The following is a 15,115-nucleotide window of genomic DNA, read 5'->3' on the forward strand; positions in this document are numbered from 1 at the left end:
CACACTCACACGCGCACCGCGCCCTCGACGGCCCAGCTGCCCGAGCGCCAGCGCACGAGCACGAACACCAACCGCAGCAGCATGAACAGCGACAGGCCCGACCAGATGCCGACGAGCCCCCAGCCGAAGCCGAGCGAGGCCCAGATCAGCGGGAGGAAACCGAGGATCGCGCTGGCGAGCGTGGCGTTGCGCAGGAACGCGGCGTCGCCAGCGCCGAGCAGGACGCCGTCGAGCGCGAACACCACGCCGGCGACCGGTTGCAGTGCCACGAAGAACCACCACGCACCGGGCATCTCACCGAGCACGCCGGGATCGGACGTGAACGCGTGCGGCAGGACCTGCGACAGCGCCGCGAAGACCACGCACAGCGCACAGCCCAGGATCAGCCCGTACAGCGTGATCTGCGCGGCGACGCCCCGTGCCTTGCGCCCTGAGCCCGCGCCGAGCGCGGCGCCGACGAGCGACTGCGCGGCGATCGCCACCGAGTCGAGCACGAGCGACAGGAAGGTCCACAGCTGCAGCACGACCTGGTGGGCACCGACGGCCTCGGTGGACGTGCGGGCCGCGACCGTGGCCGCGGACAGGAAGCACGCCTGGAAGCCGAGGCTGCGCAGCACGAGGTCACGGCCGAGCTTGAGCTGCGCCCACATCACCGACGGGTGGGGGCGCAGCCTGGCCCGCTCCCGCGCCAGCGCGCCGAGGAACAGTGCGCCGGAGACGGTCTGCGCCACGACGTTCGCGACGGCGGAGCCCTCGAGGCCCATGCCGACGGGGTAGACGAGCACGGGGCACAGCACGGCGGAGAGGCCGTTGCCCGCGAGGACGTAGCGCAGCGGCCGCACGGCGTCCTGCACGCCGCGCATCCAGCCGTTGCCCGCCATCGTCACGAGGATCATCGGCGTGCCGCAGAGCGCGATCCGCAGCCACGACACGGCCTCGGCGGTGATCGCCTCGTCGCCCGACATGGCGCGCGCGACGGGCTCGGCCAGCAGCTGGCCGAGCCCGAGGATCACGAACCCGACCGCGAGCGCGAGCCATGTCGCCTGCACACCCTCCTCGACGGCCTCGGCGCGACGCCCCGCCCCGTGCAGCCGCGCCGTGCGCGCGGTGGTGCCGTAGGACAGGAACGTCAGCTGCGTGGAAACCAGCGACAGGAGCACCCCGCCGAGCGCGAGCCCGGCCAGCGGCAGCGCGCCGAGATGCCCGACGACGGCCGTGTCCACGAGCACGTACAGCGGCTCGGCCGCCAGCACCCCGAGCGCGGGGACGGCGAGCCCGAAGACCTTGCGAGCGGGGACGCGTTCGTCGAGGGCGTTGACCACCACCCGAGCGTAGCCAGGCCCTCCGACACTCTCGGTTACGCTCGTGCGCGATGCCCGAGTACGCGATCCTCATCCTCCCTTCGGCCAACCGCGTCTACACCGAGACGTCGAGCCGGCTGCTGTGCGCCGAGCTGACGGTGTTCGGCGAGACGGTGCTCTCGGCGGACGTGGCCGACGTCGGCGTGCGCACGATCGGTGGCGCCGAGTACGTCACGTTCACCGCCTCCTCCACGCTGACGGGAGGCGACGTCGCGGCGCTGTCGAACCTGTCGTCGGCCTACGTGCTGTTCGAGGTCGAGGGCGAGCTGCTGCGGCCGCTGACGCTGGCCCCTCGCGACCGGTTCGACTCCGACCTGCTGACGATCCAGAAGTACACGGGCAAGACCAACGAGCTGTTCACCAAGCTGCTGCTGAACCTCACGGTACTGGCCACGGACCGGCCGCGCGCACTGCTCGACGGGCACCTGCACGTGCTGGATCCCTTGTGCGGCAGGGGAACGACGCTCAACCAGGCGATGATGTACGGCTACGACGCCACCGGTCTGGACGTCGACGGCAAGGACTTCGACGCCTACCAGCAGTTCATCAAGACCTGGCTGCGCACCAAGCGGATCAAGCACACCGCCGACGCGACCTCCTTGCGCCGCAACAAGGTCCGCCTCGGCAGGCGGCTCGACATCTCCTACGCCGCCACCAAGGAGGAGTACAAGGCGGGCGACACGCGCACGCTCACCTACCTCAACTGCGACACCCTGCACACTGACGAGCTGCTGCGCCGCGGCTCGGCCGACGTGGTGGTCACCGACGCTCCCTACGGCGTGCAGCACGGCAGCCGGACCCAGGACGCGGGCCTGGCACGGAGCCCGAGGGACCTGCTCGCCGCCGCCGTGCCGGTCTGGACCAGGGTGCTGCGCACCGGTGGCGCGCTGGGCATCTCGTGGAACACGCACGTGATCACGCGTGCCGAACTGGCGGCGATCCTCGCCAAGGCGGGGCTCACGGTCCGCGAGGGCGGCCCGTACGAGGGCCTGGCCCATCGCGTGGACCAGGCCATCGTGCGCGACGTCCTCGTGGCGACGAAGTAGCCCGTCAGGTCGCCGGGATGGTCTCCTCGGCCCGGTCGCGGCGGGTGCGGAGGCCCCGGTAGCGCCGGCGAGCGCGTCCGGGTCGGCGCGCTCGGGTTCGTGCCCGCGCCGGGCGGCGACGTCGGGGTAGACCTGCTGGACGCCTGGCACACCTGACGCCCCCACCGCACCCAAGGGCACTGTGGTTGCGTTGGACGCGACCGAAGTGCCCTTGGGGGCGATGGTCAGTCCTCCACGTGGGCGACGCCGGGCCTGCCGGCCTCCACGTAGACGCTCGCGCGCGTGGTCACCGGCGAGCCGGGCGTGGTCACCTGGTCGAGCACGCGGTAGTCGGTGCGCAGGTGCCGCGGGCTCAGCTCGCAGCGCATGTACCCGCGCTGGGCGTTGTGGAACCGCATGTGCGGGTTCTCCCGCAACCAGGTGCGGCCGAGGGTGTCCATGTCCTGGCCGTTGCCACCGGAACTGACCGACGTGCCGAGGAACTCCGTGCCCACGGCCGGAGCATCCGGGTCGTCGAAGTCGACCTTCAGGTCGGCGGCGACACTGCGGTGGGCGTCGCCGGTGAGCACGACGAAGTTGTCGACCTTCCGGCGCCGCACCCCGTCGAGGAGGTTGCGGCGGGCCGCCGCGTAGCCGTCCCAGGTGTCCATGCCGAAGCCCTGCTCCGCGCCGTCGAGATGGTCGGCCTGCATCATGAACACCTGGTTGCCCAGGACGTTCCACGTCGCGCGGGAGCGTTCGAGGCCGCGCAGCACCCACGCCTCCTGCTCCTCGCCGAGCATCGTGCGCGCGGGGTCGAGCCGGTCGGTGCAGCCGCTGCGCAGGCCGTCACCGCACGCCTGGTCGTCGCGGTACTGGCGGGTGTCGACCATCGTGAACTCGGCGAGCCTGCCGTAGGACACCCGGCGGTAGAGGCGCATGTCCGGCCCGTGCGGGCGCTGGACGCGGCGCAGCGGCTGGTTCTCGTAATAGGCCTGGAACGCCGCGGCCCTGCGCCGCAGGAACACCGCGGGATCCTGGTCCGGCTCGGTGTCGGCCTGCGAGATGTCGTCGGCCCAGTTGTTCTCCACCTCGTGGTCATCGAGCACCACGAGCCAGGGGGCCGCCGCGTGCGCCGCCTTGAGGTCCGCGTCGCTCTTGTACTGCCCGTAGCGGATCCGGTAGTCGGTGAGCGAGAACGTCTCGGCCGCGGGCAGGTGACCCCGGCCGATGCCGCCCTGGCCGCCGCCCTCGTAGATGTAGTCGCCGAGGTGCAGCACCAGGTCCAGGTCTTCCTCCGCCAGGTGCCGGTAGGCCGTGTAGTAGCCGTCCGGGTAGCTCTGGCAGCTCACCACGCCGAAGGCGAGCGACGACAGCGCGGCGCCGCCCCACGGCGCGGTCCGCGTGCGTCCGACCGGGCTCAGCTCGGAACCCGCGCGGAAGCGGTACCAGTACTCGCGGTCCGGGCGCAGCCCCTCGACCTCGACGTGCACCGAGTGCGCGAGCTCCGGCGACGCCTGCTCGGTCCCGGCACGCACCACGTGGCGGAAGCGCGGGTCCTCGGCGATCTGCCACGCGACGTTGACGGCCTTGCCGGGCATCCCGCCCGTGCCGTCCTCCGCCACCGGGTCGGGTGCGAGCCGGGTCCACAGCACGATGCCCGACGACGTGGGCTCACCCGAGGCCACGCCCAGCGCGAACGGGTCTTCCCGGAACCGCGGGGCCGCCCATACCGGTCCCGGGGACGACCCGGCCACGGCGAGCGCCGTGGCGAGCGTGCCGCCGCCCGCGAGTGCCAGGAAGCGCCGACGGTCGAAGTCCGATCTCTCTGCCATGTCTCTCCCTCTGCCGTGGCCGAACCGGACCATCCAGCCAGGGCGGGGCAACGCGGAAACGATCATCCGCGGAACGAGACGTGACGACGCGACCAACTTCGCCGCCGTCGGCACGGGCGAGAAGCGGGCAGCCGTGATGCCTCACGCGCCCGCAGTGAAGGCCACCTTCACTGCGCGGCGGCCCGGGAGCGAGGCGGGGCTCGCTACTCGTCGTCGGGGTTCTCCTCGCGGGGGGCACGGTAGGGGTCGGCCTCGCCCGCGTGCTTCGCGCCGGTCGCCTGGCGCGCGACCTCGGCATCGGCCTCCCGCGCCCTGGCCAGCAGCTCGTCGATGTGCCGGGCGTCGGCGGGCACGTTGTCGGGGACGAACGTCAGGGTCGGCGTGTAGCGCACACCGGTGCCCTGCCCGACCTTGGTCCGCAGGACACCGCGGGCGGACTCCAGCGCCGCCGCGGCACCGGCGAAGTCCGGCGCGGAGTCCAGGTTCTCGCCGAGCACCGTGTAGTAGACGGTGGCGTCCCTCAGGTCACCGGTGATCTTGGCGTCGGTGACGGTCACGTTGCCGAGCCGAGGGTCCTTGACCTCGTGCTCGAGCGCGGACGCGACGATCTGCGCGATCCGCTTGGCCAGCCTCCGTGCGCGAGCCTGATCGGCCACGACGCACCCCCTTACTCGTTTCGCAAACCAGCCACTAGTCGTCATCCGGGCCGAGCAGCCGGCGGCGGGCCGACAGCAACTCCAGCTCGGGCCGTGCCGCGACGAAGCGTTCACACGCGTCGAGCACGTCTCTCACATGCTCGCCGTCCGCAGCCACGACGGCCACCCCGACCAGCGCACGCCGGTGGAGATCGAGGTGACCCGCCTCGGCCACGGACACGTCGAAGCGCTTGCGCACGTCGGCGAGCAGCGGCCGCACGGCGGACCGCTTCTGCTTCAGCGACCGGACGTCGCCGAGCAGCACATCAAGTTCGAGGGAGCCCACGAACACCGGTCGTCACCCTTCGCACGAGAGACCGCTGGGCGGGGACTTCCGCCCCCGCCCAGCCGGCCCGTCTACGTCACTCGCGCGGCTTCTCGCGCTGCTCGTAGGTCTCGATCACGTCGTCGACCTTGATGTCCGAGAACTTGCCGAGCGTCAGACCGCACTCGTAGCCCTCGCGGACCTCCACCACGTCGTCCTTGAACCGGCGCAGCGAGTTGACCGGCAGGTCCTGGGCGACCACGACGTTGTCGCGGAGCAGGCGCGCCTTGGCGTTGCGCCTGATCTGGCCCGAGACGACGAGGCAACCGGCGATCGTGCCGTGCTTGGAGGATTTGAAGACCTCGCGGACCTCTGCCCTGCCGAGCTCGACCTCCTCGTACTCCGGCTTGAGCATGCCCTTGAGGGCCTGCTCGATCTCCTCGATCGCCTGGTAGATCACCGTGTAGTACCGGACGTCGACGCCCTCGCGGGTGGCCCGCTCGGTCGCCTTGCCCTGTGCCCGCACGTTGAACCCGAGGACGATCGCGTCGGAGGCCGTCGCCAGGTCGATGTCGCTCTCGGTGACGCCACCGACGCCGCGGTGGACCACGTTGAGCTCGACCTCGTCGCCCACGTCGATCTGCATGAGCGACGCCTCGAGGGCCTCGACGGTACCCGAGTTGTCACCCTTGATGATCAGGTTGAGGGTGTTGGTCTCCTTCAGCGCGGAGTCCAGGTCCTCCAGGCTGACGCGCTTGCGCTTGGCCGCGTTCTCCGCGTTGCGGATGCGGGCCTGGCGGCGCTCGGCGATCTGCCGGGCCACCCGGTCCTCCTCCACCACGAGGAACGTGTCACCCGCGCGCGGCACCGACGTGAAGCCGATGACCTGCACCGGACGCGACGGCGTCGCCTCGGTGACGTCGCGGTTGTACTCGTCGACCATGCGGCGCACGCGGCCGTAGGCGTCGCCCGCGACCACGGAGTCGCCCATGCGCAGCGTGCCGCGCTGGACCAGCACCGTCGCCACCGGACCGCGCCCGCGGTCGAGGTGTGCCTCGATCGCGACACCCTGGGCCTCCATGTCCGGATTGGCCCGGAGGTCCAGCGCCGCGTCCGCCGTCAGCAGGATCGCCTCGAGCAGCCCGTCGATGTTGATGTTCTCGCGAGCCGAGATGTCGACGAACATCGTGTCGCCGCCGTACTCCTCGGCGACGAGGTTGTACTCGGTGAGCTGCTGCCGGATCTTCTGAGGGTTCGCACCCTCCTTGTCGATCTTGTTGACCGCGACCACGATCGGCGCCTTGGCGGCCTGTGCGTGGTTGATGGCCTCCACCGTCTGCGGCATGACGCCGTCGTCGGCGGCGACCACGATCACCGCGATGTCGGTGGCCTGCGCACCACGGGCACGCATGGCGGTGAACGCCTCGTGACCAGGGGTGTCGATGAAGGTGATGAGCCGGGGGTCGCCCTCCAGCTCGGTCTCCACCTGGTAGGCACCGATGTGCTGGGTGATGCCACCGGCCTCGCCCTCGTGGACCTTCGTCTTCCGGATCGTGTCCAGCAGGCGGGTCTTACCGTGGTCGACGTGACCCATGACGGTCACGACCGGCGGCCGGATCTGCAGGTCCTCCTCGTCACCGGCGTCCTCGCCGTAGGTGATGTCGAAGGCCTCGAGCAGCTCGCGGTCCTCCTCCTCGGGGCTGACCACCTGGACGTTGTAGTTCATCTCCGTGCCGAGCAGCTCGAGCACGTCCTCGGAGACGGACTGGGTCGCGGTGACCATCTCGCCGAGGTGGAACAGCACCTGCACCAGCGAGGCCGGGTTGGCGTCGATCTTCTCCGCGAAGTCGGTCAGCGAGGCACCCCGCGGCAGCCGGATCGTCTCGCCGTTGCCCTTGGGCAGGCGGACGCCGCCGACGCTCGGCGCCTGCATGTTCTCCATGTACTCCTGGCGCTTCTGCCGCTTCGACTTGCGGCCCTTGCGCGAGGGACCACCGGGACGGCCGAACGCACCGGCCGCGCCACCGCGGCCACCGGGACCGCCACGGCCACCGGGGCCGCCGCGGAAGCCGCCGCCACCGCCGCCGGCGGGAGCGCCACCGGGGCCGCCGCGGAAGCCGCCGCCACCGCCGCCACCGCCACGGAAGCCGCCGCCACCGCCGCCACCGCCGCGGGGCCCGCCACGGCCGGCACCGGCGCCACCGCCGGGTCCGCCACGGCCACCGGGGCCACCACGGCCACCGGGACCGCCCGCGGGACGGGCGGGACGGGTCGGCATCATGCCGGGGTTCGGGCGCGGCGGCATGTTGCCCGGGCTCGGCCGGTTGCCACCGGGAGCACCGCCACGCGGGCCGCCCGCCGGGCGGTCGCCGCCCGGACGCGGGCCACGCTCACCCTGCTGGCCTCCACCGGGACGCGGCGGAGCCGGGCGCGGAGCCGGCGAACCGGAGCCGACGCCGAACGGGTTGTTGCCCACCCTGGGCGGCCTCGGGCCGGGCTTCGGACCGGGCTTGGGGCCCTGCGGCTTCGGCGGAACGACCGAGCCACCGGAGGGCTGCTGCTGTTGCTGGGACTGCTCCTGCTTGGGCGGAGCCGCCTTCGCCGCCGGGGCCTGCTCGGCCGGGCGCGGGGCCGGAGGCTTCGGGCCCGGCTTGGGACCCGGCTTCGGGGCCGGGGGGCCGGGGCGCGCCTGCTGCTGCGACTGCGGCGCGGACGGCTTCGCGGTGGGCGCGGAGCCGTTTCCACCGGGAGCGGACGACCGCCCACCGCGGCCGCCCCTGCCTTCCTTGGCGGCGAACGCGTCGCGCAGCCGACGGGCGACGGGCGCCTCGACGGTGGACGACGCGGACTTCACGAACTCGCCCTGCTCCTTCAGCTTGGCGAGTACTTCCTTGCTCGTGACACCGAGCTCTTTCGCGAGCTCATGCACGCGGGCCTTGCCTGCCACTGCTCTCCTCAACTGATGAGGTCTGACAGGCGCGTACCCGCAGACCTCGTCCTATCGTCGCGCGTTCATGGCTTCAGCTTCACGGCTGACTCATGACGGGTCGACCTGCTTCCTTGTTCCGACTCGGACCCGGGAAGGTCCCGTGTCCTCACTCTGCGCGAACCGCTCCAGGTGTTGCCACACGCCCTCGGCGTCGAGCGACCCCTGGACCCTGAGCGCCCTGGGGAACGCCCGCCGCCGTTCGGCTTTGGAGAGGCACTCCGGTCCGGGATGCAACCATGCACCGCGCCCCGGGAGCCGCCGACGTTCGTCGACGACCAGTGCCCCGTCCACCGCGACCACGCGCAGCAGCTCGCTGATCAACGCCCGCCGTCGACACCCCACACAGGTACGGACCGGTGTCGCTCCGTAACCCTGGCGTGCGGAATCCGACCGCGGGCGCTGCACCACTTCCCAGTTTAGCCCGTGGCCTGTCACTCAGCCGAACCGGTTGCCGCCGCGTGTGGCGACTCGTCCGGCGTGACCGGCCGCTGGCCGGCGCCGGCCTCCGGAGCCGCGTCGCTGCGGATGTCGATCCGCCATCCGGTCAGCCGCGCGGCGAGGCGCGCGTTCTGCCCTTCCTTGCCGATGGCCAGGGACAACTGGAAGTCGGGGACGATGACCCGCGCCGTCTTGGCGCGCTCGTCGACCACCTTGACCGACACAACCTTCGCGGGCGACAGCGCATTCCCCACGAAGCGGGCCGGGTCGTCGGAGTGGTCGATGATGTCGATCTTCTCACCACCGAGCTCGCTCATGACGTTGCGCACACGAGCGCCCACCGGGCCGATGCACGCGCCCTTGGCGTTGACGCCGGGGACGGTCGAGCGGACGGCGATCTTCGAGCGGTGCCCCGCCTCGCGCGCCACCGCCGCGATCTCCACCGTGCCGTCGGCGATCTCGGGGACCTCGAGCGCGAACAGCTTGCGGACGAGGTTCGGGTGCGTGCGCGACAGCGTGATCTGCGGGCCCCGCGCGCTGCGCGAGACCCCGACGACGTAGGCCTTGATCCGGCTGCCGTGCTGGTAGGACTCGCCGGGCACCTGCTCGGCGGCGGGCAGCACGCCCTCGGTGTCGCCGACCTGGACGATCACCATGCCCCTGGCGTTGGCGCGCGCGTCGCGCTGGATCACACCCGCGACGATCTCGCCCTCCTTGGCGGAGAACTCGCCGTAGGTCTTCTCGTGCTCGGCGTCGCGCAGCCGCTGCAGGATCACCTGCCGCGCGGTGGTGGCGGCGATCCGGCCGAAGCCCTCGGGCGTGTCGTCCCATTCCTCGGCGATCTCGCCGTTCTCGTCGAGGGTGTGCGCGAGCACGCGGACGTAGCCCGTCTTGCGGTCGATGTCGATCTTGGCGTGGGGCTGGTGGCCCTCGGTGTGCTTGTACGCCGTGAGGAGGGCGGTCTCGATCGCCTCCAGCACGGTGTCGAAGGGGATGTCCTTGTCGCGTTCGATCGCGCGCAGCGCCGCGATGTCGACGTTCACCTCGACTCCTCCTTCGGTCCCGCGTTCTCGTCGATCTTGCCGCAGGCGTCGGCTTCCAGCAGCTTGAGCTCCTCCGCCGGGGGTTGCTTGAACTCGATCTCGATGACCGCCTTGGCCACGTCGGCGTAGTGGACGTCGCGGACGGTCCCGCCGACGAGCACCCGCGCCGAGCTCTCCCCCGCCTCGCCGACTCTGCCGACGAACTCGGCACCCTCCGTGGGGGTGACGCGGACGAGCCGGAATTTCGCTCGGCGCCAGTGGCGCTTCGCGGTGAGGGGGCGGTCGACGCCCGGTGAGGTGACCTCGAGGGTGTACGCGCCCGCGATCAGGTGGTCGTGGGCGTCGAGCACCGCGGAGACCGCCCTGCTGACCTCGGCGACCTCGTCGAGGCCGACCCCGTCGTCGCCGTCGACGACGACCTTGACCAGCTTGCGCCTGCCTGCCTGCTGCACGTCGAGCGCGTCGAGATCGAAACCCGCGGCCGTGACGGCCTCGGCCACGACGGGCTCCAGCCGGCTGGCGAGTTCGTTGGGCACCGTGATGCTCCTGTTGTCCTATTCGAAGTGGTGGTCCAGCTTATCGTGCCGGGGCCGGGTCTCGCCGACCAGCAGGCACCGCCTGGCAGGATGGCTCACCGTGACCTTCCGTGCCCCGCTGAACCGGCGTGCCGTCCTGCGCGGCGCGGCGCTGGCCGCCCTGGCGATCCCCGTGGCGGCCACGGCGGCCGCGTGCGGCACCGGCTACGACGACAGCCCCGACCCGCTGCTGCCCCTGCTCGAGCAGGCCGAGGCCGACGCCGCCGCGGCGAACGCGCTCGCCGGCTCGAACCCGGGCGTCGCGGAGCTCGCGAGGCAGGTGGCCACCGCGCGGACGGCGCAGGCCCGCGCGCTGCGCACCGAGATCGACCGGCTCAACAAGCCGAGGCCCGAGCAGACCACCCCGCCGTCGCGGACCGTGGCCGACATCGCGGCGCTGGCGCGGCGCCTCGCCGAGGCACGCGAGCGGGCCGCCGGGCTGGTGCCGGGGCTCCCCGCGTACCGCGCGGGCCTGGCCGGCTCGGTCGCGGCGGGCTGCGCCGCCGTGCAGCAGCTGGCGCCCGAGCTGGGGGCCGGGCAGCCGGGCGAGGTCGAACGGCCGTCGACCGGCTCGCTGCCCGCCGAGGCGGTGGACGCGCTGCAGCAGGCGCTCGCGGCCGAGCACGCGGCCGTGTGGGTGTACGGGCTCGTGAGCGCGTTCCTGCCCGCCGACTTCGAGAAGGGTCTCGACGCGGGCGCCGCCGCGCACCGCGACCGGCGCGACGCGTGCGAGCGGGTGCTCACGGCCGCGGGCGCCGATCCGCGGCCGCCCGAGCCCGCCTACCTGCCGCCACGGCCGGTGAGCGACGAGGCGTCGGCGACCAGGCTCGTCGTCACGGCCGAGACCGACGCGGCCTCGGCGTGGCACGGCGTGCTGGAGCGCACCGACGACGCGGCGCTGCGCAGGCTCGCCACCCAGGCGCTGATCGGCTCCGCGACCCGCTGCACGAGCTGGCGGATGGAGGCGGGCGAACAGCCCGCCGCGGTGGCCCTGCCCGGCCGAACCTGAGTCCCCACCGCTGCAGTGAAGGCCACCTTCACTGCGTTGAACGCAGTGAAGGTGGCCTTCACTGCGGCTGGGTGAGGCTGAGCCTGGGTGGGCTGGGTCAGCCGTGGGCGTCGGCGAGGCGGAGGGCGTCGGTGCCGATGCGGGCCAGCAGCTCGTCGTCGGTGTGGCCGGCGAAGAAGGCCGCCTCGACGATCGTGACCTCGGTGCCCTCGGAGCGGGACTCGTACTCGCCCTGCGCGACGTTGGGTGCTCCCGGTAGCTTCACGGTCTCGTCGCGGACGAGGTCGTTGACGTTGCCGGTGCCGTCGGTGTCGGTGATCGCCTTGAGCTGCTGGGCCCCGCCCGCGTCCGGCATGGTCACCACGACCACGGACACGAGCGCACGGGCCTCGCCGCTCTCGGTGGTGTACAGCGCGCGCGACACCTGGGAGCACGGGTGCTCGTCGAACCAGTCCGCGACGTCGCCGTAGGAGTTGCCCGCGCAGTCCTCCGACACCTCGGGACCGGCGACAGTCGTGTAGTCGAACTCGCCGCTGGTGAGCGGGTCCTCGGCGACCTGCGTGGGCTCGGCGGGCGGCGGCTCCTCCCCTGGCGAGCGGACGAACCACCACACAAGCCCGGCCACGAGCGCGACGGCGAGCAGGCCCGCGCCCTGCACCACCCGGTTGGGTCCTCCCCCGCCCGGAGACGGTGCCTGCTGCTGGGGTGGGGGCGGCGGGTACTGCTGCCGGACCGCGCCCATCGGCGCGGTGTCACTCACTCCCGGGGTGTACCGCTGCTGTCCAGCCACGCGAACGGACGGTAGTCGACGCGCGTCACGCCAGAGCGTGCAGCACCCGCTCGACGTCCCCCGCGGTGTTGTAGAGGTGGAAACCGACGCGGATCTTGCCCGCTCGCAGGCTCGCCCTCACGCCCGCCTGGGCCAGGCGCGGGCCCGCGTTCTCCACGGCCAGCGCGACGATGGCGCTGCCGGCCGGCGGCAGGCCGAGTCCGGAGCGGAGGCTGTCGGCCAGTCCCGTGCAGTGGGCGTGGACGGCCTTGCGGTCGAGCGAGGCGAGGTAGGGCAGCGACACCGCGGCACCGGCGAAGGACAGCCACGCCGGGGAGAGGTCGTAGCGGCGCGGCCCCTCGGCGAGGCGCAGCGGCAGCCCGTAGACGGCCTGCCAGGGGTCCTCGCCCGCGTACCAGTTGGCGGCGACGGGCACACCGCGCTCCAGCACGCGGGGATGCACGGCGAGCCACGCGGCCCCGCGCGGAGCCAGCAGCCATTTGTACGAACCACCCACCACCCAGTCGGCCCATTCCAGCTCCAGCGGCAGCCAGCCCGCCGCCTGGGTCACGTCGAGCAGCACGGGAACCCCGGCGGATTCGGCGGCGTCGCGCAGCGCGGCGAGGTCCACCAGCGCACCGTCCGCCGACTGCGCCACGCTCACGGCGACGAGATCGTGTCCATCCACAGTGGACGGAAGATCGGCGAGAGGAACCTCCCGCACGGTGACGCCGCGGTGCCCGTGTGCCGCGAACGGGAAGGTGACGCTCGTGAACTCCTGCTCGGCCACGAGCACCCGGGCCCCGTCGGGAAGACCGGCGGCCACCACGGAGATCGCCTGCGACACGCTCCCGCCGATGGCGACCCGGTCGGCGGGCACTCCCGTGAGCGTCGCGAACCCCTCGCGTGAGGTGTGCACGGCCGCGTCGAAGTCGGGCGGCGCGTCGGCACCGGTGCGCCAGCGCGCGACGGTCTCGGCGACGGCGTCGGCCACGTGGGCTGGCGGGATGCCGATGCTGGGCGTGTTGAGGTAACCGGGCGGGACGTCGAAGTCCGCGGCGAAGGCGTGTCGCATACCTCCAGACGTTAGCCGCGGTCGAGGAAGGGACCGAAGAGATCGGGCACGGCCCTCTCGGCGAACGCCAGTCCTTCGCTCTCGCCGACGTCGTGGATCGAGTAGGCGCCCGCGCCGGCCGCGGTGGTCGCCGTGAGCGTCAGCAGGCCCTTGCGACGCTGGAAGATCGACTGCCGGGCCGTCCAGCCGATCACGCCGCGCCGTTGCAGCGCGACCGTGCCCCGGCGCACGGTGCCGCTGCGCGCGACGAGGTAGTCGCCGGTGAGGCCGTGGCCGAGGTTGCGGTAGGCGTCGATCGCGAGCACGACCGCGACCGGCACGAGCACGGCCGCGCAGATCCACGCCAGGCGCAGCAGCACCTCCACCGGCAGGACCCAGCCCAGTACCAGCAACGGCAGCACGACCGCGGCGACACCCGCGAGGCCCCAGCGGATGCGCCTGCCGCGCGCCGCGACCGGGTGCGGCAGCAGCCGGACCGACGAGGTCGGCGACACCTCCTCGCGCAGGACGTCCGCGGCCACCCGGTCCGCCACCTCCCTCGGCGCCGAGGGCAGCAGGGTCTTGTGGTCGGTCTTCTCGTTCTCCTTCTGTTTCGCCAGACCCGTCGCGACGGCGTCGACCCGCGCCGCGCCCACGAGCCGGTTGCCGAGCGGTTCGACGAGCTCGACGCCGCGCAGCCGCCGCTCCTCCAGCGAGATGGAGCGGGACGTGAGCAGCCCCCTGCGCACCCGCAGGGTGCCGCCGGGCTCCCGTTCGAGGCGGTACTGCCACCACATCTCCACGAACAGCCCGGTCGCACCGACCACGCCGACGAGAATGCCGATCGCCACGAGCACGAGGATCGCCACCGCCAGCGGCAGGTCCCGCATCCGGTCGAGCGTCCAGGTGATCACACCCTCCTGCAGGCCGAACCACTCGGCGACCTGGAGCACGGCGCCGAACGCCGCCACGCCGAGCGTGGGCGTCAGGAAGGACATCGGCGCGTAGCGGACCCAGGAGAGGTCGAGTCTCGCGAGCACACCGTCGCGGCGCGGGGTCCCGTCGGCGGAGGGCGCCCGGTCGAGCAGGTCCCTGCGCAGCCGTTCCGCCTCGGCCTTGCCGACCGGGTGCAGCGCCAGCGAGCTCTGCCCGGCCCCGGTCTGTTCCCCGGTGCCGATCTTGACGTTCACCAGGCCGAAGAACCGCAGCAGCAATCCCGCGGTGAGATCGACACTGCGGACGCGCTCCCGCGAGAGCGTCCGGCGCGAGCGCACGAGGATGCCCTTGTGCAGCTCGACCCGGTCGGGCAGCACGCGGTACCGGGTCTTGCGCCAGCGCAGGTAGTCCGCGCCCGCGACCACGCCGATGATCAAAATCGAGGCGGGCAGGATGATCGCCAGCGCCAGGCCGGGGGAGGTCGCGCCACCGACGCCGACACCGGTCGGGACGCCCGCCACCACGCACACGCCCGCCGCGTTGAGGGAGTTGACGGCCACGGTCCGCCGGTCGAGCCGTTGCCAGGCGACCTCGGTGACCGTCACGTGGCATCACCGGGGGTCGCGTGCGTGGTCTCGGTCAGCTGGTGCACGAGGTCGGCGGCCAGCTCGTGGTCCAGACCAGGAATCGTCACGGCGCCCTTGGCCGACGCGGTGGTGACCGTGACGGTCGCGAGCCCGAAGTACTGCTCCAGCGGCCCGCGCTGGGTGTCCACGGTCTGGATGCGCGACATCGGCGCCACGCGCCACTCCTGCCACACCGCGCCGGTGCGGGTGTAGACGGCCTCGTCGGTCACCTCCCAGCGGTGCACGCGGTACCACCACAGCGGCATGCCGATCGCGAGCGGCACGATCACCACCGTGATCGCCACCGCGGGCGCGAACAGCCAGAACCGCGCGCCCGGCAGGAAAACGCCGAGCACCACGAGCACCAGCACGGGAACCGCCCAGAACACGAGGATTCCAGTGCGCCACCACGCGATGGCCCTGCGGTCGACCTGATTGCGCGGAGGGCGCAGCCGCAGCCGGGCGCCCTCCCCCTGAGACGTCCCCGACACCCGA

General features: G+C 72.5%; 14 protein-coding genes. 2 read left to right on the forward strand and 12 right to left on the reverse strand.

The window, feature by feature from the left end; translation table 11 throughout:
- Nucleotides 1-5: 5 nt before the first annotated feature.
- Nucleotides 6-1,322: an MATE family efflux transporter gene (locus BA062_RS19710; protein WP_110339084.1), complete on the reverse strand. Its 1,317-nt coding sequence runs from the start codon at nucleotides 1,320-1,322 to the stop codon at nucleotides 6-8.
- Nucleotides 1,323-1,372: 50 nt separating this feature from the next.
- Here BA062_RS19710 and BA062_RS19715 point away from each other — a divergent pair, with 50 nt between their 5' ends.
- The gene (locus BA062_RS19715; RefSeq protein ID WP_110338807.1) at nucleotides 1,373-2,407 is read left to right on the forward strand and encodes a TRM11 family SAM-dependent methyltransferase; all 1,035 of its coding nucleotides are present in this window, start codon (nucleotides 1,373-1,375) and stop codon (nucleotides 2,405-2,407) included.
- Nucleotides 2,408-2,631: 224 nt separating this feature from the next.
- Here BA062_RS19715 and BA062_RS19720 read toward each other — a convergent pair whose 3' ends face one another.
- The 7 genes from BA062_RS19720 to rimP all read right to left on the reverse strand — a co-directional run bounded on the left by BA062_RS19720 (nucleotide 2,632) and on the right by rimP (nucleotide 10,187).
- A complete protein-coding gene (locus tag BA062_RS19720; RefSeq protein WP_110338809.1) occupies nucleotides 2,632-4,221 on the reverse strand; it encodes an alkaline phosphatase D family protein in 1,590 nt (529 codons plus the stop codon).
- Between the two features lie 203 nt (nucleotides 4,222-4,424).
- On the reverse strand, nucleotides 4,425-4,877 hold the full coding sequence (rbfA, locus tag BA062_RS19725) for a 30S ribosome-binding factor RbfA (RefSeq protein ID WP_110338811.1): 453 nt from the start codon (nucleotides 4,875-4,877) through the stop codon (nucleotides 4,425-4,427).
- A gap of 34 nt (nucleotides 4,878-4,911) precedes the next feature.
- The gene (locus BA062_RS19730; RefSeq protein WP_110338813.1) at nucleotides 4,912-5,208 is read right to left on the reverse strand and encodes a DUF503 domain-containing protein; all 297 of its coding nucleotides are present in this window, start codon (nucleotides 5,206-5,208) and stop codon (nucleotides 4,912-4,914) included.
- Between the two features lie 70 nt (nucleotides 5,209-5,278).
- Nucleotides 5,279-8,128, reverse strand: a complete 2,850-nt coding sequence (gene infB / locus BA062_RS19735) for a translation initiation factor IF-2 (RefSeq protein ID WP_110338815.1) — start codon at nucleotides 8,126-8,128, stop codon at nucleotides 5,279-5,281.
- Nucleotides 8,129-8,218: 90 nt separating this feature from the next.
- Nucleotides 8,219-8,605, reverse strand: coding sequence for a YlxR family protein (locus tag BA062_RS19740; protein WP_425452934.1), 387 nt, complete (start codon nucleotides 8,603-8,605; stop codon nucleotides 8,219-8,221).
- Nucleotides 8,602-9,651 (reverse strand): transcription termination factor NusA, encoded by a 1,050-nt coding sequence (gene nusA / locus BA062_RS19745; protein ID WP_110338817.1) that lies wholly within the window; start codon nucleotides 9,649-9,651, stop codon nucleotides 8,602-8,604. Before nusA ends, BA062_RS19740 begins: the two co-directional genes overlap by 4 nt.
- A complete protein-coding gene (rimP, locus tag BA062_RS19750; protein WP_110338819.1) occupies nucleotides 9,648-10,187 on the reverse strand; it encodes a ribosome maturation factor RimP in 540 nt (179 codons plus the stop codon). Before rimP ends, nusA begins: the two co-directional genes overlap by 4 nt.
- A 100-nt stretch (nucleotides 10,188-10,287) precedes the next feature.
- Here rimP and BA062_RS19755 point away from each other — a divergent pair, with 100 nt between their 5' ends.
- Nucleotides 10,288-11,235: a ferritin-like domain-containing protein gene (locus tag BA062_RS19755; protein WP_245959906.1), complete on the forward strand. Its 948-nt coding sequence runs from the start codon at nucleotides 10,288-10,290 to the stop codon at nucleotides 11,233-11,235.
- A gap of 97 nt (nucleotides 11,236-11,332) precedes the next feature.
- Here BA062_RS19755 and BA062_RS19760 read toward each other — a convergent pair whose 3' ends face one another.
- From BA062_RS19760 to BA062_RS19775, 4 genes are read right to left on the reverse strand one after another with little or no spacing between them, the layout of a single operon-like run.
- On the reverse strand, nucleotides 11,333-11,995 hold the full coding sequence (locus tag BA062_RS19760; protein WP_245959907.1) for a hypothetical protein: 663 nt from the start codon (nucleotides 11,993-11,995) through the stop codon (nucleotides 11,333-11,335).
- 55 nt (nucleotides 11,996-12,050) lie between these two features.
- Nucleotides 12,051-13,079, reverse strand: coding sequence for an aminotransferase class V-fold PLP-dependent enzyme (locus BA062_RS19765; protein ID WP_110338823.1), 1,029 nt, complete (start codon nucleotides 13,077-13,079; stop codon nucleotides 12,051-12,053).
- Nucleotides 13,080-13,090: 11 nt separating this feature from the next.
- Nucleotides 13,091-14,599 carry a PH domain-containing protein gene (locus BA062_RS19770; protein ID WP_110338825.1) on the reverse strand — a complete coding sequence of 503 codons (1,509 nt, stop codon included), beginning with the start codon at nucleotides 14,597-14,599 and terminating at the stop codon, nucleotides 13,091-13,093.
- Entirely contained in the window at nucleotides 14,596-15,111 is a 516-nt protein-coding gene (locus BA062_RS19775) for a PH domain-containing protein (protein WP_245959908.1), read from the reverse strand. The genes BA062_RS19770 and BA062_RS19775 overlap by 4 nt, the downstream gene beginning before the upstream one ends.
- Nucleotides 15,112-15,115: the final 4 nt, after the last annotated feature.

This window comes from Prauserella flavalba (assembly GCF_003202235.1).
GTDB classification, from domain to species: Bacteria; Actinomycetota; Actinomycetes; order Mycobacteriales; family Pseudonocardiaceae; genus Prauserella_A; species Prauserella_A flavalba.

What these genes read in the sequence shown, in the direction of transcription:
- BA062_RS19720 (WP_110338809.1), bottom strand. Translation starts at nt 4,221, where the DNA reads ATGGCAGAGAGATCGGACTTCGACCGTCGGCGCTTCCTGGCACTCGCG.
- BA062_RS19765 (WP_110338823.1), bottom strand. Translation starts at nt 13,079, where the DNA reads ATGCGACACGCCTTCGCCGCGGACTTCGACGTCCCGCCCGGTTACCTC.
- BA062_RS19715 (WP_110338807.1), top strand. Translation starts at nt 1,373, where the DNA reads ATGCCCGAGTACGCGATCCTCATCCTCCCTTCGGCCAACCGCGTCTAC.